The organism is Haloferax sp. Atlit-10N (genome assembly GCF_003586325.1).
Taxonomy (GTDB): domain Archaea; phylum Halobacteriota; class Halobacteria; order Halobacteriales; family Haloferacaceae; genus Haloferax; species Haloferax prahovense.
Genome location: NZ_PSYX01000002.1, coordinates 219,965 through 242,802, shown reverse-complemented (window position 1 = coordinate 242,802; position 22,838 = coordinate 219,965). Strand labels below are relative to the sequence as shown.

The following is a 22,838-nucleotide window of genomic DNA, read 5'->3' as shown; positions in this document are numbered from 1 at the left end:
ACAGCAAGGGTATCAAACGTGATTTTTTGGGCGAACAGTTTACAAAGAGATTAGCAGAACTGGGAAACCAGATGTTAGCCAACCTATCGCCACTCGAAGTAACCGCGCTCGCCGTCGCGCTCGTCGGGCTGATACCGGTTATCACGCAGTACAGAGACGAGACGAAGCTGTTCGCCGCGGGGTACGTCATGCTCGTAATCGGCATCGTGGCCACGAACGTCGAGGCGCTCTTCCTCGGGTCGGTGCTCAACTTCGTCGAGCACGCGGTCGGCATCGGTCTCGCGGGCGTGACGTTCTTCGCGGCCGCGTACATCCGCCGGAAAAACGTCATCAAAGGCGGTGAGGGCTCGTGATAATCGACGCGTTCTTCGACGCTATCGGAACCCTCGGGTTCATCGGCGCGGCGGTACTGGCGTGGCTCAACTACCGCGACACCGACGCGGAAGCGTCGTTCTGGCTGACGTACGCGTTCGCTTCCGTGCTGGCGATTCTGTGGATGGCCAGCCTCACGCTGGAAAAGGTCGGCATCTATCCCGAGGTGTTCGACCTCGCGAGTTCGCCGCTCATGACCGCCACGGTCGCCGTCTTCGCCATCGGCGGCACGGCGACGCTCGCCATCGTCGCGGACATGAAGGAGCTCGTCGACAGCGCCGAAGAACGGCGGCGCGAACTCGACGCGCTCACGACGGACCTCGAACGGCAGGCAGAGAACTACGGTGACGCGATGCAGACGGCCGCCGACGGCGACCTCACCGTCCGCGTCGACGCCGAGAGCCAGAACGACGCGATGCGTCGCATCGGCCGCGGGTTCAACGAAATGCTGGAGGCCATCGACTCTGTCATCGTCCAGATACAGACGTTCGCCGAGCAGGTCGACGACGAGAGCTCCGAAGTCACCGCGAGCGCAGACGCCGTGAAGACGACGAGCACGGACGTGGCGAACAGTATCGAGGAGATTTCGGCGGGCAACGAGACGCAGCACCGGAACCTCAACGCCGCGGAGTCCGAACTGAGCAACCTCTCTGCGACCATCGAGGAAATCGCCTCCTCCTCCGAGGAAATCGCGCGGCAGTCCCAACAGACCGTCGGGCGCGCTAAAGAGAGCCAGGAGGCCGCCAGTTCGACCATCGAGAAGATGGAGCAACTGGAGTCGCGGTCGACCGAGACCGTCAGCGAGGTCGAGGACCTCCAGCAGTCGGTCACGCAGATCAGCGAAGTCGTCGACCTCATCGACGACATCGCGGAGAAGACGAGCATCCTCGCGCTCAACGCCTCCATCGAGGCGGCGGGCGCGGGCGACGCCGGCGAGGGGTTCGCCGTCGTCGCCAGCGAGGTGAAGACGCTCGCGGAGGAGACCGCCGAGGCGACCCAGGAGGTCGATTCGCTCATCCGCGACATCGAGAAATCGACCGAGAACGTCGCCGAAGACACCTTCGAGACGCAAGACGAGGTCGAAGCGAGCCGCGAGACCGTCGGTGAGACGGTCGAGGTGCTCGAGGAAATCGTCCACAAAATCGAAGACAGCAACGACTCCATCCAGTCCATCAGCAGCGCCACCGACGAGCAGGCGCAGTCGACCCAGGAGGTCGTCACGATGATGGACGAGATAACGAACCTCAGCGACCGGACGGCCTCCGAGGCCCAGAACGTCTCCGCCGCGGCCGAAGAACAGACGGCCGCGACCCAGCAGATTGCGGCGTCGTCCTCGTCGCTCTCGGAGCGCGCACAACAGCTCAAGTCGCTCGTCTCGCAGTTCGACTCCGGACGCGCGGCGGGCGGCGCACCGGGCCGCGAGACGGCGACGTCCGCGGCCTCGACCCCCAACCGAGCGATGCGGGCCGACGGGCGCGGCGACGACCGTCCGAACTGACCGACGCCCGGCGACCGCGCCGGCGAGCGACCCCGACGAACGTTTTTCCGCCGACTCGCCGAACGCCCGATATGGAACCGGTCAACGAGTCCGACCTCGACTGGAGGGTCCGCGACGGCGTCGAAGGCACGTTCAAACAGAAGCGGCTGGGCGCGGCCGCCGGAAGCGACCACCTCGGCTGTAGCCTCTACGAACTCCCGCCCGGCGCACAGCCGTGGTCGTACCACTACCACGCCGCGAACGAGGAGGCGCTGTACGTCCTCTCCGGGCGCGGGCAGGTTCGCCTCGGCGGCGAGGTCCACGCCCTCTGCGAGGGCGACTACGTACCCTGCCCGACCGACGAGTCAGGGGCGCACTGCGTCGTCAACGACGGCGACGAACCGCTCCGGTATCTGGCGATGTCGACCATGCGCGACCCCGACGTGACGATACATCCGTCCATCGACAAAGTCGGCGTCTACGTCGGCGCGCCGCCGGGTCGCTCGGCGGACCGAACGGTCTCGGCGTTCTACGACCACGAGTTCGACGGCGACGACTGAGTCGGCGGTGGCCGACTCGCACGGCGGGGGCGACGCGCCTACGCGCCGACGCCCCAGAAGAAGGCGATGCCGGCCACGGTGACGACCGACAGGAGCAACTGCAGCGGCGCGCCGACGCGGAGGAAGTCCGAGAACGTGTAGCCGCCGGGGCCGTAAACGAACAGGTTCGTCTGGTAGCCGACCGGCGTCATGAAGGCCGTCGAGGCCGCGAACGTCACGGCGAGGACGAACGCGAACGCGTTGGCCCCGATTGATTGGGCGGCGCTGGCGGCGACGGGAATCATGAGCACGACGCTCGCGTTGTTCGAGATGACGCTCGTGAGCAACCCGGTCGCGAGGTAGAACACCCACAGGACGCCGAGTGCGGGGAGGAACGTCGCCGTCGAGGCGACGGCGTCACCGAGGAGCGCCGCGGCACCCGTCTGTTGGAGCGCGACACCGAGCGGGATGACGCCCGCGAGCAGGAAGATGACGTTCCACTCGACCGACTTGTACAGTTCGTTCGGTTTGAGCACGCCGGTGAGAATCATCGCGACGACGCCGCCGAGCGCCGATACGACGATTGGGAGGACGTTGAACGCCGGGAGCGCGACGACGCCGGCGATGATGGCGACGGCGAACGGCGTCTTTTCGGTTCGGTAGTCGGTGTCCTCGAACTCGTGGGCGACGATGAAGTCCTCGTTTTGGACGAGTCGCGTGAGGCTGTCGGGCGGTGCCTGCACGAGCAGCGTGTCGCCGACGCGGATGTCGATGTCCTCGAACCGGTCGCGGACGACCTTCCCGCGGGTTCGGAAGGCGAGGACGTTCGCGTCGTAGCGCTGTCGAAACGTCGAACTGGCGAGGCTCTCGCCGACGAGAAACGAACCCGACGGGATGACGACTTCGACCATGACCGGCTCTTCTTCGCCCGGGTGGAGCTCGCTCTCCGAGCGGGGCCCGCCGACGAACGTGAGCCCTTCCGAGCGCATGATTCGTTCGAGCGTCTCCCGGTTCGTGCGGAGTCGGAGCGTGTCGTTCTCGTGAATCTCCTTGCGGGCCAGCGGCTCCAAGAACTGCTCGCCGTAGCGGATGAGCTGTAACACGTCGATGTCGAGGTCGTCGTTCCCGAGGGCCTCCTGAACGGTCTGACCGATGAGCGACGAGTCCGCGGGGACGACCACGTCGGCGAGGTACTCCTGGAGCGCGTACTCCTCGAGGAGGTCGTCCTCGGCGGGCACCCGCTTCGGGAGCAGGCGGACGCCGACCGTCATGAGGTAGACCGCGCCGACCACGAAGACGATGACGCCGAGCTTGGTGAACTCGAACATGCCGAAGGCGTGGAGCCCGAGACCGGGCGACTCCCGTCCGAGTTGGGCTGCGATGTCGCTGGCGAGGATGTTCGTCGAAGTCCCGATGACCGTCAGGGTGCCGCCGAGCATCGAGGCGAACGAAAGCGGCATGAGGAGCTTCGACGGGGAGGTCTTGCCCTTGTGCGCGAGGTCTGCGACGACCGGGACGAGGATGGCCACGACCGGCGTGTTGTTGATGAATCCCGACACCGGGCCGGTGACGCCAATCGTCGCGGCGAGTTGCTTCGTTTGGCTGTTGCCGGCGTACTCGGCCATCTTCCGGCCGATGAGTTGGACGATACCGGTTCGGTTGACGCCAGTGCTCAAGATGAGCATCGCCAACACGGTGATAGTCGCAGGGCTGGCGAATCCCGAGAGCCCCTCCTGCGGGGTGATTTGCGTCCACGGCTCCAACACCATCAGGAGGACCATCACGATGATGGCGGTCACGTCGATGGGGAGCCACTCGGTGGCGAACAAGACGAGAGAGAGGAGGATGAGCGCGAAGACGACGAGCATGTCCACCGTGACGGCCGCCGGAACGAGCCCCTGGACGGCCGACACGAGTGTGGAGAAGAACACGTCTGTTCGAGGAGACAGCGAAGGAAAAAGGCTGGTATCGCCGGCCGCTCAGAACAGCAGTCCGGTCGGAACCTCGCCGGGGTTCATCTCGGCGAACTTGAACACGAGGTACGCCAGCGAGAACAGCGTCGCGTTGTACGCGCCGTGGATGAGCGCCGGCACGGCGATGTTGTCGGTCAGCTCGTACGCCGTACCGAAGACGACGCTCGGGAAGAACAGGATGCCGATGGTGACGAGTCGACCGCCCGCGCCGCCGGTGAGCGCGACGTAGTGAATCGCCGCGAAGATGGCGCTGGCGAGGGCGATGCCCGGAACCGGGCCGAACGACTCTCGGATGCGGTTCTGGACGACCCCGCGGAACAGCAGTTCCTCGCCGGGGCCGATGAGGAGGAACGACGCCGGGACGAGGAGCAACAGCACTTCCGGGTCCTGCGCGGCGATTTCGGTCACTTGGTTCGACCCCGCTTGGACGCCGAACGTCGAGACGAGGAACGCGCCGACGAACGCCGCGACGAGCGCCGTCACGTAGCCGAGGACGACCGCGACGATGTCGCGGAGCGACGGGACGGAGACGCCGAAGTACGAGCGTCCGAGACCGCGGTACCGACTGTAGGCGACGGCGACGCCGCCGAAGGCGATGCCCTGCAGGAGAACCAGCGACATGACGACGAGCGCGAGCGGTGTCAGTTCGATGCCCGCGCTCAACGCCGCGAACTGCGTGATGACAACGAGTATGGTCCCCACCGCGAGACCGCCGCCGCCGAGGGCGATGGCCGCGAGGAAGGACCGAACGGGGTCAGGGAGGCGCGTCGTAGTAGCCACAATCGACCCCTTGGGGCGCCGGCGTCAAAATCCTTCTCGCCTCGGAAGGGGGTTCGAGACGCGAACGCGGGGTGCGCGGAACCGACCGGGCTACTCGCCGGCGAGTTCGTAGTAGAGCACGCCGAGAACCGTCCGCGCGTCGCGGACCTCGCCCGCGAGGACGGCCCGCTCGAGGTCGTCGTAGCCGACCGTCGTCGGGCGGATACTCTCGTTGAAGTCGAGGTTCTGGTCGGCGCTCGGCTCGCACCCGCGCGCGACGAAGTAGTGGTGGACCGAGTTGGCGATACCGTTGGCCGGCTCGACGGTCACGAGCGGTTCGACCGCCTCGGCCTCGTGGCCGGTCTCTTCCGCGAGTTCGCGCCGGGCGGCCGCGGCGTAGTCGTCGTCGTCCGGTTCCGTGCCGCCGGCGGGGAGTCCGCGGTTCGTCCGGCCGACGGCCTGTCGCCACTCGTCGATGACGACCACGTCGCCGTCGGGCGTGAACGGCAGGACGACGACCGCCGCCGGCTCGTCGACGTAGTGGAAGTCCGTCTCGGTCCCGTCGGGGAGCCGAACGTCGTCCATGCGGATGTCGAAGCCGGGACACGAGTAGTCGATGCGCGTGTCGGTGGTCTCCCACGCGAGGTCGTCGGCGGGGGCGGCGAGACTGTCGTCACCCGTCTCGGAGTCGTCGCTCATGACATCACGTGCCGGCGGTGATTCCAAAAGCGTCGCGGTGCCCCGCTACCCAGCGTCGTCGAACGAGACGGTCGCGAGGTCGGCTTCGAGGTCGTCGACGTACTCGTTGTACGCCTCCACGAACGCGACGAAGTCGCCGGCGAGTTCGCGCACGTCGGGCGCGGCGGGGGGTTCGTACTGCGACAGCAGGTAGATGCCGCCCTCGCCGCCGACGCGGAGGTACGACGCCCGCGGGCCGTCCCACTTCAGCTCCCAGCGCGTGCCGCCGACCCGCTGGGTGAAGGTGCCGTACTCGCCGTCGAAGCGGTTGAGTTCGCCCGCCATGGTGTCGGCCACCTCGCGGATGGTCGAGACGAGTTGGTCCCGCTGGGCGACGATTTCCTCGGTCGTCGTGACCGCGGGGAACTCCGTCGGTACGTCGTCGAGGACGCCGTCGAGCGACTCGACGTGCTCGTTGTACGCCTCAACGAACGCCGGGTAGTCCTGCATCGCCGTTCCGAGCGCCTTCGGCTCCGGGGGCTGTTTGGTCGAGACGACGTACGTCTCGCCGCCCGACTTCCCCTTGAACCGGAGGTACTGCAGCGCGCCCGCCTCGTACTTGAGCGTCCACGTCCCGCGGCGCGTCTTGAACGTCTCCTGGCCGTAGTCGCCGCCCTGGAGGATGGCGAGTTCGCGCGCGATGGGTCCCGCGTGGGCTTCGACCGCGGCGACGACCTCGTCGCGGTTGGCCGCGACGTCGTCGACGCTCGTGATATCGAACGAGAGGGCGTCAGTCATTGTCGGAGGGTGGGGGTTGGAGGGGATAAGTTCGTTCGTCGCCGGTTTTATCACCGATAGTACACGTCTCGAACGTGATGAGCCAACACAGGGCAACGATTGGTGGGACAATCGGGGGCATGGCACAACGGGCGAACCCGGCGTTCGCGGGCGGCATCGTCGCCGTGTCGGTAGTCGCACTCGCGTACGCGGTCACGCTCGGGTCGCTCCAGCAACACACGTACGTCCACGTCATGGCGGGACTGCTCTGGACCGGGACCGACCTGTTCATGGGGGCGATTCTCGGGCCGGTCATCGGCGGGTTGACCGACGAACAGAGCGCCGCGGTGTTCGAGCGCCTCACGCCGAAGACCTCGTTTTTCCTCCCGTCGATGGCGCTCGTCACCATCGCGGGCGGCATCACGCTCGCCCAGCGACTCGGTGTGTTTCCCCACGCCGAGCCGTGGCTCGCGCTGTTCACCGCCGCGAACCTGATTCCGGTTCTCCTCCTGCTCGGACGCCGGCTGAACGCGTGGCGCGACCGACGCTGGCAGGTCGTCTTCGCCGTCGCCACCATCGGGTCGCTCGCGTGGGTCGCGACCACCGTCGGCGACTTCCAGATGACGACCCCGGCCATCGTCGTCGCGCTCGTCATCGTCACTCTCCTCTCGGTGCAGGGCTTCGGCTTCTTGATGCCCGGCGAGATACGGATGTACTTCGAGATGACCTCCGAGGACCCGGACCCCGGCGTCATCTCGGCCATCGGAAAACAGAACGCCATGCTCGGCGGCGTGCAGGGGCTGTTCCAACTCGTCCTCATCGCCGACATGGTGTACCTCCGCTACGGCGGGTTCTGAGCCGAAACGAGGTCAGTCGGTCCGGCGGAACACGCGGAGGGTGTCGCGGTCGCCGCGCTCGCAGGCGACCTGTTCGAAGTCGAACGGCGCGAACACGGCCTCCCAATCGCGGTAGTAGAGAGGGAAGTCGTACTCGTCGTCGTTGACGCCGCGGTCCTCGGGCGGGACCGACTGGTCGCCCTCGTTTTCGACGGTGACGAAGTAGTCGCTCGCGCTCCGGGCGAGCGCCTCGAACACCCACGCGTCGTCGGGGTGGATGTGCTGGAGCGTCTCGATGGAGTAGACGGCGTCGAACTGGCCCGGGGAGAACTCCTCGGCGACCTCCTCGATGGCGGCGGCGTGGAACGTCCCGCAGTCGGCGAGGTCGGGATAGGCGTCGGCCATCACCTCGAAGCAGTCGGGGTTGATGTCGACGCCGTGGAGGTTCTCGAAGCCGTGTTCGCGGAGGTGCGAGAGGTGCCGACCGGGACCGCAACCGAGTTCGAGAATCGACGCCGAGGGGTCGAGACGCTCCTCGAAGACGCGCCGAATCGACTCGCTCGTCTCGTTCGGTCCGTAGTACGCGTAGTACTCCGGCGAGAACTCTCCCGACCGATTCGCCCACTTCCGACGAACGTCGTTAGCATCCACGGTGTCGGAGACCGTCCGGCCACGCGTAAAGCCTCGTCGGCCGCGACCGACCGGGGCCGACGGGGAGAACTGCCGATACCACAGATTGTCGAGGAATCACCGCCGAACCACTAGGCGAGCGCGGGTAGAACCGACACACCAGAACATTCGTCTACAAATACCGATGATTCAGAAACATATTCAATAAAATAACCCCCGTGACAACACGACCCTCACAAGTCTTATCCGTAAAGGGCGTGTGTGTTCAAAAGCAATGGCGAAAGGAAACGTTGATTTCTTCAACGACACTGGCGGCTACGGTTTCATTTCGACGGACGATGCTGACGACGACGTGTTCTTCCACATGGAAGACATCGGCGGCCCGGACCTCGAAGAAGGCACGGATGTTGAGTTCGACATCGAGCAGGCCCCCAAGGGCCCGCGCGCGACGAACCTCACGCGCCTTTAAACTAATTTAGTACGCCGCGTTTCGCGGCAGAACGATAACTCACATTTTGCGTATATTCGACCGGCGAGCGACGCGTTCGCGGCCGGTCGTCCACGCGAGCTACGACACGAACGACTGACTCAGAGCGTGTCGGCCGCACGGGCCTGCTCCGAGCGACGGCGCGCCTGTTCGAGTCGCCGGTCGGTCGCCCGAGAGAGCGACCCCGGAAGCTCCCCGCGCGCCTCGGCTAACCGCTCAGCCACGCGTTCGAGCCGCGACGCGACGGTGTCGAGGCTCTCGTCCGCCCGGCCGCGCTCGCCGGCTTCGGCGCGTTCTGCGGCCCGGTTCGCGGCCTCGGCGACCGATTCGAGCGCCTGCGCCAGCCCGCGGACCGCGTTCGCCTGTCCGTCGCTCGTCGCCGTTTGGGTCGCGCCGTTCGAGGTGGCCGTGCTCGACGAGTCGCCCGAAGTACCCGAGTCGTCCGAGTCGTCCGAGTTGTCGTTGTCGCCGCCGTCTCTCTCGTCGACCGCCGCGACCGCCGCGGCCGTCTCGGCGGCGATGTCGGCGAGGAAGGTCGCGAGCGACGCCTTCCCCGTTCGCGGCTCGTCGATTCGGACGCTCGGAATCGACGCCGGCGCGGACCCGGAGTCAGACTCGGAGTCGTCGCCCGCGGCGCTCGCGCTCGGGTCGGGGTTCACGCGGAACGCGCCGATTTCGTCGTCGCTGTCGCGGACTTCGACGGTGTACGCGCCGCCGCGGTGGACGTAGACGGCGTCCGGCCCGGACAGCGGCGCGTCGTACAGTCGCCCGGCGAAGTCGTCTTCGAGCGCGAGCGCCGTCAGGTCGCGGTCCGTCCCGTCGGCGTCCACCTCGACCTTCGTCGCGGACTCCCGCGCGACGAGCGGGATTTCGCCGTCCACGCCGGCCGTGGTGAGCGTCTCGGCGTCGCCGGACGACGAGTCCGTCTCCGACGCGGACTCCGACCCGGACCCCGCGTCGCCGACCCGGACCGTCTCGCTGTGGGGTGCCGAGCCTGCGCCGTTCACCGTGAGCCGATGCTCGCCCGCGGGGACATCCCGGAGGACGCCGAGACCGCCGAACGTCGGCGCAGCCTCCGGGTCGCTCTCCAAGAGAAGGACGGACTCGACGCCCGATTCGCGGGTCGTCACGCCCTCGCCGTCCGGCGCGTCTGCGTCGGTGACGGCCTCCGTCACCCGGACGAAAAGCGTGTTGAGCGCCGAGGGCTCGTCGACGACGTCGTACCGCTCGGCGAGGGCGCTCCGGTGGGTCGGGTCGGTGATGTCCGCCGCGGGGTCGGCGTAGCGCGGCTGGCTCCACGGCGTGCTCGTCGTCGTGAGGTGGCTCGCAATCGCGTCCTCGACGAAGCCGGGGACCGCGAACTCGAAGCTCAGTTGCGGCCCGGTGAACTCGGTGATGTGCTCGACCTCGCCCGCCGGGACGAGCGCGTACTCGATGTCGGCGTCCGTGTCCGCGTCGGCGTCCGTGTCCGCGTCGCGGTCGTCGTCTGCCGTCTCGGGCCCGAACACCAGTCCCGTCGACCGCGCCGGGAGGTCCGTCGGCGGCGACGACAGCGCGTCGAACGACCGCACCGTGAGCGCCTCGCTGACGAGAGAGTCGCGGGTGACCGACGGGAGTCGCTCGTCTTCGTACACCGGCGCGCCGTCGAGTTCCGGAACGACGTAGGGGAGGCGCGCGCCCTCATCCCGCGGGAGGCCGTAGGCGATAGGTATCTCCGCGGCGTCCTCGATGCGGTCGAACGCCCGGTTCGTGATGTCCGCGAACGTCCCGCCCGCCGGGAGCCGCTGGAACCGGTCGGCGCGGTCGTTGAGCGACAGCGCGCTGGAGTGCGACCCGAGTTCGGAGAGCACCCGCGGCGGACGCGCGGGGTCCGGGTCGAGGAACTCGTTGTTCGGGACCGACCGCGAGTGCGAACTCGCGACGTACAGTTGGGGGACCGGCTCGTCGTCCGCCGTGTCGACGAAGACGTGCAGCACCTCCCAGTCGTGCCAGTGGAAGTTCGTCGTGAACTGGTCGAACACCGAGTAGAACCAGTACTGCACGGCCGTCAGCGACGAGTCATCGTATCGGACCACGTTGTAGAACACCGTCGGCTCCGGCGCTCGCTCGTCCGTTTCCCCCTGTGTCGCGTGGTAGCCGTCGAAGGCGTCGAAGCCGTCGACGACCGTCTCGCCGTCCCGGTCGCTCGCGTACGACCGCGGGTCCGTCGGGAACCACGTCTCGTCGGCGTCGAAGTAGAGCGTCGGCGCGAACCGCGCGGCGAGGTCGCGGGCGACCTCGGCGTCGACGCTGGCGGTCGGGGCGGCGGTGCTGGCGGTCTCGGTCGAGTCGCCGCCGAGGGCCGAACACCCGGCGAGCGACCCGAGACCGGCGCTCCCGAGCGCGGCGAGGAACGCCCGTCGGTCGAACGCGGGTCGGTCCGTCATCTGTCTATGTGGTGGAGTCGAGGACGGAACAAATCTCTTGTGTCGTCCGGTGGCGGCGGGTGCGGGGCCGTCGGTGTGGCGTGGCTGACCGCTCAGAACTCGCCGTTGATGATGTCGGCGACGTGCTGGCGGTCGAACAGCTGTTCTTCCTCGGGAATTTCGGGGTATGGGCCGCCGTCCGAGGTCGGCCACGCGCCGAACTCCTCGGGATGGAACTGCTTGGCGCTCATCTCCAGTTGGAAGAGGTTGAGAATCGGACCCTGATACCGCGCGCCCTGCGGGTAGACGCGGCCGTTCTGGACCGCCGAAATCTCCGCGGCGACGGGGTCGTCTTCGAGCGTCGCCCGGAGGTCGTTCATGCTGACGTTCGGCTGCATCCCGCTCAGGAAGAGGATGACGTCGGGGTCGGCCTCCAACAGCGCCTCGAAGTCGACGTTCGAGCCGGACTCGATAGCGCCTTCGAACGCGTCGCGGGGCGCGAGCGGCCGGATGTGGGAGGTCATAAAGCCGGGGTTGCCGACCGTGTACGCCCAGATCTGCTTTTCGATGTCGGCCGCGGTGAGAAGCACCACGCTCGGCCGCTCGTCTTCCGGCGGCAGACCCGCCTCGATGGTGGCGAGCAGGTCGTCGTGAACGGCCGCGAGCGCCTCGTATCGCTCCTCTTCGTTGAGCACCTGCGCGACCTTCTCGAACTGCTCCCACAGCGTGTAGTACTCGTAGTCGCCGGTCCACTCGTCGGTCGGCGACGCGTGACGACCGCTCAGCGAGTTCCCGAACCACGGCGAGATGTTGTCGTCGACCTCCTCGATGTCGTCCATGTCCCACTGTTCGAGCTGGACGACCCACGCGGGGTCGGCCAGATGCACGTCGCTGTCGAGTTCGTAGAGCTTCTCCTTGCTCGTCTCCCACGAGGGATACAGGTCCGCCCAGTCGACCTCGACGCCCGGGAGCCGCGCCGTGAACTGCTTCCACGTCGTGTCGTAGTACGCCGGCCCGTTGACCGCGTTCACGTCGTCGCCGCGGCCGAGCGCGAACGCCATCCCCGCGTGGTGGGTCAGCCGCGTGAAGATGCTCTGCGGCGGCTCGTCGAACTCGACGGTGCCGACCGGCGACATCGTCACCGAGTACGAACTGTCCTCGGGCGTCTCGGTCTCCGTTTCCGTTGCCGTCTCGGTCGCGGTCTCGGTCGTCGATTCGGTCTCGGCGTCCGTCGTCGACTCCGAACCGCCCTCTCCGGTACAGCCGGCGAGCAGCCCGCCGCCGACGGCCGCGCCGCCGTACTTCACGTAGTCGCGCCGCGTCAGTCCCTTCCGTGGCGTCTCGTCGCGCTCCATAGTTTTTTAGGCCAGCCTAAAATAGATAATTGCTTCGGTTCTCGGACGACAACGGGGCCGTCACGAGCGCGAGCAGCGCCTCGCCGGCTCGGCCGTGCGTCGGCTCTGACAGGAAACTGCGGGCGCCGGCCTCGCGTCGCCGCTTGGTGCGATTGGACTGCCTCCGGCCGTTCGGCCGATTCCGTGCTCACCTTGGGTCTGTCGGCGACGAGGCGGCGGCCGAGCCGTCGGTACCGCTCGCCCTCATTTGTTTTAGGTTGGCCTAAACTATTGAAGGTTTTCGGTTTGGTGGCGGGGGTGTGTCGCGTTCGACGTATTGATGAGCGAATTGCGGGCGGGACTGTGATTCTCCTAACAGAACCTCCTGTTTCATCTAGGAAGAGAGGACGTGCGGAGTGGCGGCTCAGATTCGAACTTCCCTCGCTGTCGCTCGGGCGTTCGAATCTTCAGGCGCCCAGACAACCGTTTCGGGGGGACTCGCACACGCTACGCGGTGCTCGTTGGCGTTGAAAGGGGTAGAAATGGGCCGCTGTGACTCGCTGGCGCTCGTCACAAGCACCCGCTCACTTCGTTCGCGAGTACGGCTCAGATTCGAACCACGGTCACTCACTTCGTTCGTTCCCTGATTCGAATCTTCGCCGGGTGAAACCTCCCACACCTTTCAGACCACTCGCTGTCGCTCGTGGGTCGTGAAAGGTGGGGAGAATATGGGCCGGCTCAGATTCGAACTGAGGTTACGGCCACCCGAAGGCCGAAGGATACCAAGCTACCCCACCGGCCCGCATTTTGAGGCAAGCCACCGTCGCGTTTAACAGTTGTGATTGCGGGCCACCGTCAGACGGCGTGACACACCGTCGACCCCGCCTCAGTACCGCGAATAGCCCGCGGTGTCGAGGTAGTTGTGCGCGACCGTAATCGAGTGGTCGGCGTGAAGAATCTCGGGACCGAGTCGGACCCGCTCGTCGGCGGCGGCCGCCAGCAACTCGGCTTCCTCGTCGGTGAAGTCGTGGTGGTCCGAGAGGACGAAAAGCGGGTTCTCGGGGGGTTCGACCTGAACCACGGGGTCGCCGTCCTCGTGGAGTTCGACCACCGTCGCGTCGCGGGCGGCCTCCTCCAGCGTCGTCTCGAAACCCACCCGGCGGATGGAGACCCCCGGCGACGACTCGGCGGGCATGTGGCCGATTGCCTCCTCGCGTTTCTCCAGCGCCTTGCGAATCAGAGCGGCGGTGGAGCGCTCGTCGGGGTTGAGCCGACGGAGTTCCGAGCCTTCGAAGCGGACGGTGTACTCGTCGCCGAGGACGAGATGAACCCGAACGTCCTCGCGGATGTCGTGCGAGAGGAAGAACGCGGAGTTGACACAGCGACAGAGCACGTCGAGTCGGCCGGCCCCGCCGGCGATGTCGTCGAGCGAGAAGTCGGGCGTCGTCGGCGCGTCGTGGCCGATGACGATGAATTGGCGCATGACTCCGATTCGGCGCGTGGGAACCTTATCGCTGTTCACTCGGGCGGGCGAGCGGACGGGTCGGAGCGACGCCAGCAGTGGGCGCGAATCTCCCCGACCGCGCACGTCATATCCGCCGGACGCTTACCGCAGGTAAGTGAGCCACAAGTCCGGGCGCGACCCGATGGTCCGCCTGTTCGCCGAATACGGTCGCGAGAACCTCGCGTGGTTCGTCGTCGGGTTACTGGCGAGCGTCCTCGGGCGACTCGTCGCCATCGTCCCGGCGCTCGTCCTCGGGGTCGCCATCGACGCGGTGTTCTTCCGGAACACGGCGTACGCCCTCCCGCTGGTCCCGCCGTCGTGGCTGCCGACGACCGTCTCCGGGCAGTTCTGGCTGAGTTTCTGGCTCGTCATCGGGGCGTTCGTCGGCGGGGTCGCGCTCTCGTGGGTGCAGGGCCTCGGCCTCGCGGTCTACTCGAATCGCGTCCAACACGCCGTCCGCGTGGACACCTACGACGCGCTCCAGCGCCTCGATATGGCCTTCTTCGACGACAAGCAGACCGGGCAGGTGCTCTCGATTCTCGACGGCGACGTGCGAAATCTTCGGACGTTCCTCGACAGCACGCTCTCGGGCGGCCTCCAGTTGGTCGTCGCCGTCGTCGGCATCGCGGGCGTGCTGTTCTACTTGAACGCCCAGCTCGCGGTCGTCACGCTCGTGGCCGTCCCGCTTCTGGCCGTCTTCACCGTCTGGTTCATGCGGACGATTCGGCCGCTGTACCGCGCGCTCCGCGAGAGCGTCGGCGCGCTCAACACCCGCATCGAGAACAACGTTTCGGGGATTGAGGTCATCAAGGCCTCCGCGACCGAGGACTACGAGACCGACCGCGTCGCCGACGCCTCCATGGACTACTACCGTCGCGCCCTCGCGGTGGTCAGGCTCGACTACCTCTACCAGCCGTCGATGGAACTCCTCGCCGGCGTCGCGTTCGCCGCCACGTTCGCCATCGGCGGCGTCTGGCTCATCTTCGGCCCGCCCGCCCCCTTCACCGGAGACCTGCTGGTCGGCGAGTTCGTCACGTTCCTGTTCATGACCCAGCGGTTCATCGACCCGCTGTCCGGCGCGGGCCGCATCGTCAACTCCTACGAGAACGCCCGCGCCTCGGGCGAGCGCATCTTCGGGCTGGCCGACCGCGAGGCCGTCGTCCGCGACGCGCCCGACGCCGAATCCCTCGACACCGTCGCCGGTCGAATCGAGTTCGACGAGGTCTCGTTCGCCTACGCGACCGGCCGCGACGTGCTCCACGACGTCTCGTTTGCGGCCGAGTCGGGCGAAACCGTCGCCCTCGTCGGCCCCACGGGCGCGGGGAAATCCACCGTCGCGAAGCTCCTCCTCAGGCTCTACGAACCCACGGACGGGGCGGTCCGCGTGGACGGCCACGACGTGCGCGACGTCGAAATCAGGAGCCTTCGCGAGGCCATCGGCTACGTGAGTCAGGACGTGTACCTCTTCGACGGGACGGTCAGGGAGAACCTCCTGTACGGGACGTTCGACGCGACCGAGGCGGAGATGGTCGCGGCCGCGAAAGCCGCCGAGGCCCACGAGTTCGTCTCGCGGGTCCCGGAGGGCTACGACACCCGCATCGGCGAGCGCGGCGTGAAGCTCTCGGGCGGCCAGCGCCAGCGGCTCTCCATCGCCCGCGCGATGCTCCAAGACCCGCGAATGCTCGTCCTCGACGAGGCGACGAGCGCCGTCGACACCGAGACGGAACTGCTCATCCAGCGCGCCCTCGACCGACTCTCGGCGGGCCGGACGACGCTCGTCATCGCCCACCGGCTCTCGACGGTCCGCCGGGCCGACACCATCGTCGTCCTCGACGAGGGCGAAGTCGTCGAGTCGGGCACCCACGACGAACTCGTCGAACTCGGCGGCCTCTACGCGACGCTCTGGGGCGTCCAAGCCGGCGACGTGTCGGGCGTCTCGGCGGACATCCTCGCGCGACTGGTCGAGCGAAGCCGCGCGGCCGACGAGGCCGACACGGACCGCATCGCCGCCGACGTCAGCGCCGACGGCGGCGAAGACGCCTGAGGAAGTCGTCGAGCGACGCTAGGCGAAGAAGACGAAAGAAAACGGGGCGGGGCAACGAAGCCGGGAGTCCGGCTTCGGTCGCGTGAGTGATGGCTGGTCGTCGGTGTCGGGCAACCGGCCGCCCGCGATGGCTGAGACGGGTGGGCCGGTCGCGTCGATACGTGTCGGTTCGGGTTGGTTACGCCGGAGTTGGGGCGGTTCCCTGTCCGGGTGCCGAACCGGCCTCGCCGCCGGATTCGGGCGTGGCCGGGGCGGGCGCGCCGGATTCCTTGTCGCCGGAGACGAGGAAGTCCGCGAGGTTGCCGACGAGCACTTCGTTGTCGGCCTCGTAGGCCGATTCGGGCGCGAGGAAGTCGGCGTCGCCGATGGCGACGACCGTCTCGCTCTGGGCGGCGACCGTGTACGGGCCGGTCTTGCGAATCGACTCGACGTGGGTCTCGCCGCCGGAGACGAGCGCCGGCGAGACGCTGTCGGCCGAGACCGAAAGCGGCGCGGCGTCGCGGAACACGACCTCGTCGACGCCCTCGGTCAGGGCGGTTTCGCCCTCGGGCGTGGCGTAGACGTTCTCGTAGTTGAGGTAGTAGTCGTGCATGTTGTACAGCGACGAGGAACCGAACGAGACCCCGTAGTCGGAGGTCAGTCCGGCGTCGCCGCCGGTGGTCCCGGACGACACCGAGACGGTGATGAGACCGAGGATGCTCGTCGTGCCCGCGGACTGCGGATCCCCGAGGAGGGCGACGCGGCCGCCGGCGTCCTCGAACGACCGCAGGCCGGCGAGCTGGTCGCCGGTGTACGGCTGTTCGGGGTTGACGACGACGAAGGCGTCGGCCTTCCGGAGCGAGCCGTTGAAGTTCCGCTGGGCGTCCTCGCGGGTGAGGTACTTCACCTGATGGCCGTTGGCGACGAGCGCGTCGACGAGCGGTTGCATGTCGGACTCGCTCACGCCGTTCTCGTGGGCCACGTCGATGAGGACGGTCTTCGGCTCCGCGTTCGAGTCCATCGTCACGTCGCCCGATTCGGGGCCGGGTGTGGCGACGAGTTCGTCCGCGTCGAACGCCTGTTTCGCGGCGTTTTCCGTGTCTGCCGGGGCGCTACCGCCGAGTTGGAAGGCGTAGGGTGCCACCGCGGCTCCGACCAAGATGAGGCCGAGCGCGACCGCGAAGACGACCGTCCCGCCGAGTAAGTTACGCTGAGACATTACCGATCACCTCATCTTCGTACTGCACTTGCCCGTACACCATCAGGAACTGCGGCGCGCGAACGCCGTCGTATCCGACGGGACTCTCTTCGATGACGACCGTCGAGTCGCCGCTGTCCGAGCTGAGGAGGATGATGCCCGACTGGGCCTGTGGCTCCTTCTCGACGACCTCGTAGTTTTCGAGGCCGGCCTCGGCGGCGGCGCGGTCGATGGCCGTCTGCAGCGTGCCGATGTCGTCGGCGTAGCCGTTCTGCGTGGCGCGAGCGCCGGTGTACACCTTCGCGTAGGCGACCTCCTCGCGCGACAGCGAGAGGTCGTCGCCGCGGTGGTCCATGACGCTGCCGACGAAGGCGTGCTTCAGCGTCTCAATCTGCGCTTCACGCTGGTCGACGGTCATCGACGCCTTGTCGGGGCCGGTGCGAATCTCGTTGGACGAGCCGCCGATGGGGGCCGACCCGCGGACGCCGACGCTCCCGATTATCGAGGAGGGCGTCACGTAGATGCTCTCAGAGGGGAGCATCGTGTAGTACGCGCCCGATGCGCCCGTTCCTTGGACGCTCGAGACGACCGGCATCTCTTGGGCGGTCCGATTGACCGCCAAGTACATCCGCTCGGAGGCGGCCGCGGAGCCGCCGGGGCTGTCGACCTTCAGGACGACCGCCTTTATCGATTCGTTCTCTCGCGCTTCGTGGAGGTCCTCTTCCAGCTGGTCAGCTGTGTAGGAGGAGATGTACCCGTCGACCGAGATGACCGCGACCCTGTCGGGGGTGGGCGCGGCCGCGTCGTAGACGACGGGGGCGAGGAATGCTCCAACCAGGACGGCCGCGACGAGGGCGAGGACCGAGACGGTCCGCGCCGACGCCGCGGAGGAGGGTTTTGATACCATACTTCGGACGTGACTTCTAGAGCGGCTGTGAAAATACTTGTCATCGTAAAAGACAGTTGTTCAGACAAGAACGCGAGGCGGCGGGGCGAGATGAGCCGACTACGGCGGGCTGTCACCGGAGACGGTCGATGACGGTCGCCCGGCCTCAGTCGGTCAGTCCGTAGCCGCGCCGGAACAGCACGACGTTGAGACCGACGACCCCGAGCGTGAGCGCCGTCAGCACGCCGAGCGAGAGGTTCGGGTCCACCTCGGTGACGCCGAGGAAGCCGTAGCGGACGCCGTTGACCATGTATATCATCGGGTTGAGCAGCGACGCCTGCTGGAAGGTCGCGGGAATCTCGTTGAGCGAGTAGAAGACGCCGCCGAAGAACACCAGCGGCCGGAGGATGAACTGGTTCATCATCGTCAGGTCGTCGAAGTCGTCGGCCCAGAGGCCGCCGACCACGCCGAGGCCCGCGAACAGCAGGGTGATGACGAGCATGAACGCGACGAGGTAGAACGGTTGGGCGACGCCGACGGACGTGAAGAACGCCCCGATGAGGGCGACGAGCGCGCCGACGAGCACCCCGCGGGTCGCACTGGAGAGAACGTACGCGCCGACCATCGAGGTGTACGACAGCGGCGAGGTCAGCGCCTCCTCGATGTAGCGGTTCCAACGGCCGTGGAAGATGGAGAAGGACGCGTTCTCGAAAGCGTTCGAGACGGCTCCGAGGACGATGAGACCGGGGAGGATAAACAGGATGTACGGGACGCCCGCGATTTCGTTGATGCGCTCGCCGAGGATGACGCCGAAGACGGAGAAGTACAGCACGTTCGTGATAAACGGCGGGACGAACGTGTTGCGCGGGCGGCGGACGAACCGGAGGACTTCGCGGCGGAGCAGGGCGTAAAAACCGGTCACGTCGAGGCTCGTGAGACTCATTGCTCGACCTCCGCGGTGGCGCGGCCTTCACCCTGTCTCGTCATCTCGACGAACACCTCTTCGAGCGACGTGCGAGAGATTTCGAGGTCGACGAGTTCGTGGCCCTGCCTGTCGAGCGCCTGCACCACGTCGGGGGCGACGAGACCGCCCTGCTGGGCCGTCACGACGAGGCGGGTGCCGTCGAGTTCGACGGCCTCGACGCGGTCGTCGTCGGCCGCGAAGTCGGGGACCGCGGTCGGCGAGTCGCGGAGTTGGACGACGATGTCGTCGGTGCCGCGGTCCATCAGTTCCTCGGGGCTTGCGACCTCGATGACGGAACCGGAGTCGAGGATGGCGACCTCGTCGCAGAGGCGTTCTGCCTCCTCGATGTAGTGGGTCGTGAGCAGGATGGTCGTCCCGCTGTCGTTGAGGTCGACGATGGTCTCCCAGAGTTCGTGGCGCAGTTGCACGTCGACCCCGGCGGTCGGTTCGTCGAGGATGAGCAGGTCGGGGTCGGTGATGAGCGCCCGCGCGAGCATGAAGCGGCGTTTCATCCCGCCGGAGAGCCAGTCGAAGCGGGTGTCGCGCTTGTCGTAGATGCCGACGCGCTTGAGCACCTCGTCGGCGCGCTCGCGGGCCTCGTCGTGCGGAATCCCGTGGTAGCCAGCCTTGTGTTCGAGCACTTCGCGGATGGGGAAGAATCGGTCGACGTTGAACTCCTGCGGCGCGAGGCCGATTCGGTCGCGGGCCTCGCGGTAGTCGTCTTCCACGTCGTAGCCGAAGACGCTCGCCTCACCGCCGGTCTTGCGAACGAGACCGACGAGGATGTTGATGAACGTCGTCTTCCCCGCCCCGTTCGGCCCCAACAGCCCGAAGAACGACCCCTCGGGAACGTCGAGATCGACGCCGTCGAGGGCGCGGACGTCGCCGTAGGACTTCGTCAAGTCGCGTATCTCTATCGCGGATGCCATTCGCTGGTGCGTCGTCGGGCGTGGACGCGATTAAGCGTAGTGTCCGCGGAACGCCCCGTCACGGCGTGGCACGCCCGGTCACCGGGTGGAGTCGACGACGCTCGAACCCTGCCCACGGAGTAGATATGTTACCATGTGTCAAATTAGGGCCTAATATCCGTTCGTACAGAACTAAGTCATTAACTAATATTATCATTATCAATCATTAACTATTAGTACCACTCGGCAGTCGAACCGGGTGAGGAGACATCCGATGGTAGTATCCGCAGCACACCACGCAACCGACCGCTCGACGACCGCGACCCGAACCGACCGCTACCGACCGCCGACCCCACCGACGTAACCGATGACAAACCGCGACAACACGACCCGAACCGACACGACGGCCCGCACGCAGACCACCGCTCGCTCGACGACGACTCGTCCTCGCGCCGCGCGGCGCTACCCCAACAACGAGGAGAACATGGACGCGCCGCTCGTCCCCTTCATCCGACAACCGGGTGAGGACGACGAGATGACGACGATTCGGCGCGAACTCGCCGCGCTCCGCGCCCAACTGAACCGCATCGAGCGAACGATGCAGCCCACCGACACCCAATGAACCCGACCGAACTCGACAGCGACGTCTTCGCACAGGATGTTGACAACCAGAAGGCCCGCGAACTGCGGGAGATGCTGAACACGCAGGACTTCGTGTTCGCCCCCGGCATGTACCACGCCCTCGACGCCCGCCTCGCCGAGATGACGGGCCACGACGCCGCCTACATGTCCGGCTACTCGACGGTCCTCGGGCAGTTCGGCTTCCCGGACCTGGAGATGGTCACGATGACCGAGATGGTCGAGAACGCAAAGCGCATGGTCGAGGCGACGAACCTCCCGGTCATCGCCGACTGCGACACGGGCTACGGCGGCATCCACAACGTCCGCCGCGCCGTCCGCGAGTACGAGAAGGCCGGCGTCGCCGCCGTCCACATCGAAGACCAGACGACGCCCAAGCGCTGCGGCCACATCGCGGGCAAGCAGATCGTCTCCCGCGAGAAGGCCAAGGCTCGCTTCGAGGCCGCCGTCGACGCCAAGCAGTCGGAGGACACGGTCGTCATCGCCCGCACCGACGCCTACGGTTCCTCGAACGGCGACTGGGACGAACACGTCGAACGCGGCCGCATCTACGCCGACGCCGGCGTCGACATCGTCTGGCCCGAGATGCCGAACCCCTCGCGTGAGGACGCCGTCGCCTACGCCGAGGAGATTCACGAGACGCACCCGGACCTGAAGCTCGCGTTCAACTACTCGTCGTCGTTCGCGTGGTCCGAAGAGGAGGACCCGCTGACGTTCCAGGAGCTGGGCGACCTCGGCTACAAGTACATCTTCATCACGCTGTTCGGCCTCCACTCGGGCGCGCACGCCGTCTACGAGGACTTCAAGAAGCTCGCCGAACAGGACGAGGAAGGCCAGTTCGACCTCGAACAGCGCTACCTCGACCACCCGACCGAGAGCCACCACGAGCTGTCGTTCGTCTCGCGGTACCAGGACATCGAGACGGAGTTCGACCCCGAGGCGCGCCGCCGCATCGAGGAGTCCGAAGGGTTCAGCGAGGAGCAGGCCGACCCCATCACGAGCAACGACGATGACTGAGCGCAGACACGACCGGGAGTTCGTGCGGACGTTCTTCACCTCGCCGACGGCCGTCGAGGGCGAAGCCGACTCCGCGAAGATGCTCCGCCGGGCGGCCGGCCTCCGCGGGATGCAAGCGCCCGACGTGTGGGTCCCCGACAACGAGGACGCCACCGCGCCGTCGATGCGCGACGAGGGAGCCGAGAACATCGTCGAAGTCATCGGCGAACACGGCGCGGAGTTCCCCGGCGAGATTCACCCGCGGATGGTCTGGCACCGCGACAGCCCCGAGACCCGGTATCAGGGCTTCCAGCACATGCTCGACATCACCGACCCCGAGCAGGGCGCAGTCGAGCACATCGACGGCTTCGTCATCCCCGAGGTCGGCGGCATCGACGACTGGAAGAAGGCCGACGAGTGCTTCACCATCGTCGAGAACGAACACGGCCTCGACGAGGGGAGCCTCGCCATGTCGGTCATCATCGAGAGCGGCGAGGCCGAACTCGCCATGGGCGACCTCCGCGACGAGATGGGCAAGCCGACGAACAACCTCGAACGGCTGTTCCTCCTCGTCGACGGCGAGGTCGACTACACGAAGGACATGCGCGCCATGACGCCGACCGGCGAGCTTCCGGCGTGGCCGGAGCTTCGACACAACACCTCTCGCGGGGCCAGCGCCGCCGGCTGTGTCGCCGTCGACGGCCCCTACGACGACATCCGCGACGTGGAGGGCTACCGCGAGCGCATGACTGAGAACCAGGCGAAGGGGATGCTCGGCATCTGGTCGCTCACGCCCGGCCAAGTCGTCGAGGCGAACACCTCGCCGCTCCCGCCGAAGACCGGCAGTTGGCTCCTCGACGCGGACGGCGAGGAGGTCGAACTCGCGTCCGAGGACGGGGCCGAGGTGTACGACGGCGACCGCCTCTCGCTCGAAGCCACCGACGACGGCTACGAACTCCGGGTCGGCGGCGACACGCGGGAACTCACCGCGGACGAACTCCGCGAGGAGCTGCTCGGCCTGACCTCGTACGTCCCGAGCATGGACGACATCGTCGACTCCATGGAGGAGTTCGAGGCGGCCAAGGAGGCGGGCCGCGGGGCTATCGCCATGACGCAGTCGGCGACGCTCCGAATCGGCGGCACCGAAATCGACATCGCCAAGGACCGCATGTGGGACGAGGCGACGTATCAGGCCGCGATGACGCCCATCAGCCTGTTCCAAGACGTGTACGAACACCGCCCCGACCAACACGAGGAGTTAGCGGAACGCTACGGCGCGGACGTCGTCGAGCGCGCGATGGAGGTGGGGCTCTAAGTTCGGGAACCGACTCCACCGCAGGGGTTCCGCCGTCGACCCCGATTCCGGCTTGGTCACGCGACGGCGTCCGGCTTCGTAGCTCCGACGACGCGCCCGCCCGAACCGTGGGGGCGGCGCGTCGCGCTCTTTTTTCCA

At 67.0% G+C, this 22,838-nt stretch carries 21 protein-coding genes and 1 tRNA gene; 9 read left to right on the top strand and 13 right to left on the bottom strand.

Going from position 1 to position 22,838, the window contains the following annotated elements:
• Window positions 1-71: 71 nt before the first annotated feature.
• The 3 genes from C5B91_RS08335 to C5B91_RS08325 all read left to right on the top strand — a co-directional run bounded on the left by C5B91_RS08335 (window position 72) and on the right by C5B91_RS08325 (window position 2,409).
• Window positions 72-353: a hypothetical protein gene (locus C5B91_RS08335; protein ID WP_008096314.1), complete on the top strand. Its 282-nt coding sequence runs from the start codon at window positions 72-74 to the stop codon at window positions 351-353.
• Complete coding sequence (locus tag C5B91_RS08330; protein WP_115819706.1) at window positions 350-1,870, top strand: methyl-accepting chemotaxis protein; 1,521 nt, start codon at window positions 350-352, stop codon at window positions 1,868-1,870. Before C5B91_RS08335 ends, C5B91_RS08330 begins: the two co-directional genes overlap by 4 nt.
• Window positions 1,871-1,941: 71 nt before the next feature.
• Window positions 1,942-2,409 carry a cupin domain-containing protein gene (locus tag C5B91_RS08325; RefSeq protein ID WP_004976215.1) on the top strand — a complete coding sequence of 156 codons (468 nt, stop codon included), beginning with the start codon at window positions 1,942-1,944 and terminating at the stop codon, window positions 2,407-2,409.
• Between the two features lie 38 nt (window positions 2,410-2,447).
• On the opposite strand, the gene C5B91_RS08320 is transcribed toward C5B91_RS08325, so the two are convergent.
• The 4 genes from C5B91_RS08320 to C5B91_RS08305 all read right to left on the bottom strand — a co-directional run bounded on the left by C5B91_RS08320 (window position 2,448) and on the right by C5B91_RS08305 (window position 6,596).
• Window positions 2,448-4,319, bottom strand: coding sequence for an SLC13 family permease (locus tag C5B91_RS08320; protein ID WP_115819707.1), 1,872 nt, complete (start codon window positions 4,317-4,319; stop codon window positions 2,448-2,450).
• Window positions 4,320-4,367: 48 nt separating this feature from the next.
• Window positions 4,368-5,141, bottom strand: a complete 774-nt coding sequence (locus C5B91_RS08315) for a CPBP family intramembrane glutamic endopeptidase (protein ID WP_008096322.1) — start codon at window positions 5,139-5,141, stop codon at window positions 4,368-4,370.
• A 90-nt stretch (window positions 5,142-5,231) separates the two neighbouring features.
• Window positions 5,232-5,819, bottom strand: a complete 588-nt coding sequence (locus C5B91_RS08310) for an NUDIX domain-containing protein (RefSeq protein WP_115819708.1) — start codon at window positions 5,817-5,819, stop codon at window positions 5,232-5,234.
• 45 nt (window positions 5,820-5,864) lie between these two features.
• Complete coding sequence (locus C5B91_RS08305) at window positions 5,865-6,596, bottom strand: hypothetical protein (RefSeq protein ID WP_004976222.1); 732 nt, start codon at window positions 6,594-6,596, stop codon at window positions 5,865-5,867.
• 119 nt (window positions 6,597-6,715) lie between these two features.
• Between C5B91_RS08305 and C5B91_RS08300 the strand changes: the two genes are divergently transcribed.
• On the top strand, window positions 6,716-7,432 hold the full coding sequence (locus C5B91_RS08300; RefSeq protein WP_115819709.1) for a hypothetical protein: 717 nt from the start codon (window positions 6,716-6,718) through the stop codon (window positions 7,430-7,432).
• Between the two features lie 12 nt (window positions 7,433-7,444).
• Here C5B91_RS08300 and C5B91_RS08295 read toward each other — a convergent pair whose 3' ends face one another.
• Window positions 7,445-8,062: a bifunctional 2-polyprenyl-6-hydroxyphenol methylase/3-demethylubiquinol 3-O-methyltransferase UbiG gene (locus tag C5B91_RS08295; protein WP_008096338.1), complete on the bottom strand. Its 618-nt coding sequence runs from the start codon at window positions 8,060-8,062 to the stop codon at window positions 7,445-7,447.
• Window positions 8,063-8,315: 253 nt separating this feature from the next.
• Between C5B91_RS08295 and C5B91_RS08290 the strand changes: the two genes are divergently transcribed.
• Window positions 8,316-8,510, top strand: a complete 195-nt coding sequence (locus C5B91_RS08290; RefSeq protein ID WP_004041873.1) for a cold-shock protein — start codon at window positions 8,316-8,318, stop codon at window positions 8,508-8,510.
• Between the two features lie 119 nt (window positions 8,511-8,629).
• Here the strand turns inward: C5B91_RS08290 and C5B91_RS08285 are convergent, their stop codons facing one another.
• The 4 genes from C5B91_RS08285 to trmY all read right to left on the bottom strand — a co-directional run bounded on the left by C5B91_RS08285 (window position 8,630) and on the right by trmY (window position 13,750).
• Entirely contained in the window at window positions 8,630-10,954 is a 2,325-nt protein-coding gene (locus C5B91_RS08285) for a hypothetical protein (protein ID WP_115819710.1), read from the bottom strand.
• A 92-nt stretch (window positions 10,955-11,046) separates the two neighbouring features.
• Window positions 11,047-12,288, bottom strand: coding sequence for an ABC transporter substrate-binding protein (locus C5B91_RS08280; RefSeq protein ID WP_008096341.1), 1,242 nt, complete (start codon window positions 12,286-12,288; stop codon window positions 11,047-11,049).
• A 708-nt stretch (window positions 12,289-12,996) separates the two neighbouring features.
• Window positions 12,997-13,069 (bottom strand) — tRNA-Pro (locus tag C5B91_RS08275).
• Between the two features lie 84 nt (window positions 13,070-13,153).
• Complete coding sequence (trmY, locus tag C5B91_RS08270) at window positions 13,154-13,750, bottom strand: tRNA (pseudouridine(54)-N(1))-methyltransferase TrmY (RefSeq protein WP_049967452.1); 597 nt, start codon at window positions 13,748-13,750, stop codon at window positions 13,154-13,156.
• A 163-nt stretch (window positions 13,751-13,913) separates the two neighbouring features.
• Here trmY and C5B91_RS08265 point away from each other — a divergent pair, with 163 nt between their 5' ends.
• Window positions 13,914-15,815 (top strand): ABC transporter ATP-binding protein, encoded by a 1,902-nt coding sequence (locus C5B91_RS08265; protein ID WP_115819814.1) that lies wholly within the window; start codon window positions 13,914-13,916, stop codon window positions 15,813-15,815.
• 178 nt (window positions 15,816-15,993) lie between these two features.
• Here the strand turns inward: C5B91_RS08265 and C5B91_RS08260 are convergent, their stop codons facing one another.
• The 4 genes from C5B91_RS08260 to C5B91_RS08245 form a co-directional block, all read right to left on the bottom strand.
• Window positions 15,994-17,013: a hypothetical protein gene (locus C5B91_RS08260; protein WP_049967451.1), complete on the bottom strand. Its 1,020-nt coding sequence runs from the start codon at window positions 17,011-17,013 to the stop codon at window positions 15,994-15,996.
• Complete coding sequence (locus tag C5B91_RS08255; protein ID WP_115819711.1) at window positions 17,000-17,899, bottom strand: S49 family peptidase; 900 nt, start codon at window positions 17,897-17,899, stop codon at window positions 17,000-17,002. Before C5B91_RS08255 ends, C5B91_RS08260 begins: the two co-directional genes overlap by 14 nt.
• A gap of 145 nt (window positions 17,900-18,044) precedes the next feature.
• Complete coding sequence (locus C5B91_RS08250; protein WP_008096350.1) at window positions 18,045-18,821, bottom strand: ABC transporter permease; 777 nt, start codon at window positions 18,819-18,821, stop codon at window positions 18,045-18,047.
• A complete protein-coding gene (locus tag C5B91_RS08245) occupies window positions 18,818-19,771 on the bottom strand; it encodes an ABC transporter ATP-binding protein (RefSeq protein WP_008096352.1) in 954 nt (317 codons plus the stop codon). The genes C5B91_RS08250 and C5B91_RS08245 overlap by 4 nt, the downstream gene beginning before the upstream one ends.
• A gap of 346 nt (window positions 19,772-20,117) precedes the next feature.
• On the opposite strand from C5B91_RS08245, the gene C5B91_RS08240 reads away from it, so the two are divergent.
• Genes C5B91_RS08240 through aceB form a run of 3 tightly spaced genes read left to right on the top strand, consistent with a single transcriptional unit; the run spans window position 20,118 to window position 22,700 of the window.
• Window positions 20,118-20,372 (top strand): hypothetical protein, encoded by a 255-nt coding sequence (locus C5B91_RS08240; protein ID WP_115819712.1) that lies wholly within the window; start codon window positions 20,118-20,120, stop codon window positions 20,370-20,372.
• Complete coding sequence (aceA, locus tag C5B91_RS08235; protein ID WP_004041865.1) at window positions 20,369-21,406, top strand: isocitrate lyase; 1,038 nt, start codon at window positions 20,369-20,371, stop codon at window positions 21,404-21,406. Before C5B91_RS08240 ends, aceA begins: the two co-directional genes overlap by 4 nt.
• Window positions 21,399-22,700 (top strand): malate synthase AceB, encoded by a 1,302-nt coding sequence (aceB, locus tag C5B91_RS08230; RefSeq protein WP_008096357.1) that lies wholly within the window; start codon window positions 21,399-21,401, stop codon window positions 22,698-22,700. Before aceA ends, aceB begins: the two co-directional genes overlap by 8 nt.
• The last annotated feature ends 138 nt before the right edge of the window (window positions 22,701-22,838 follow it).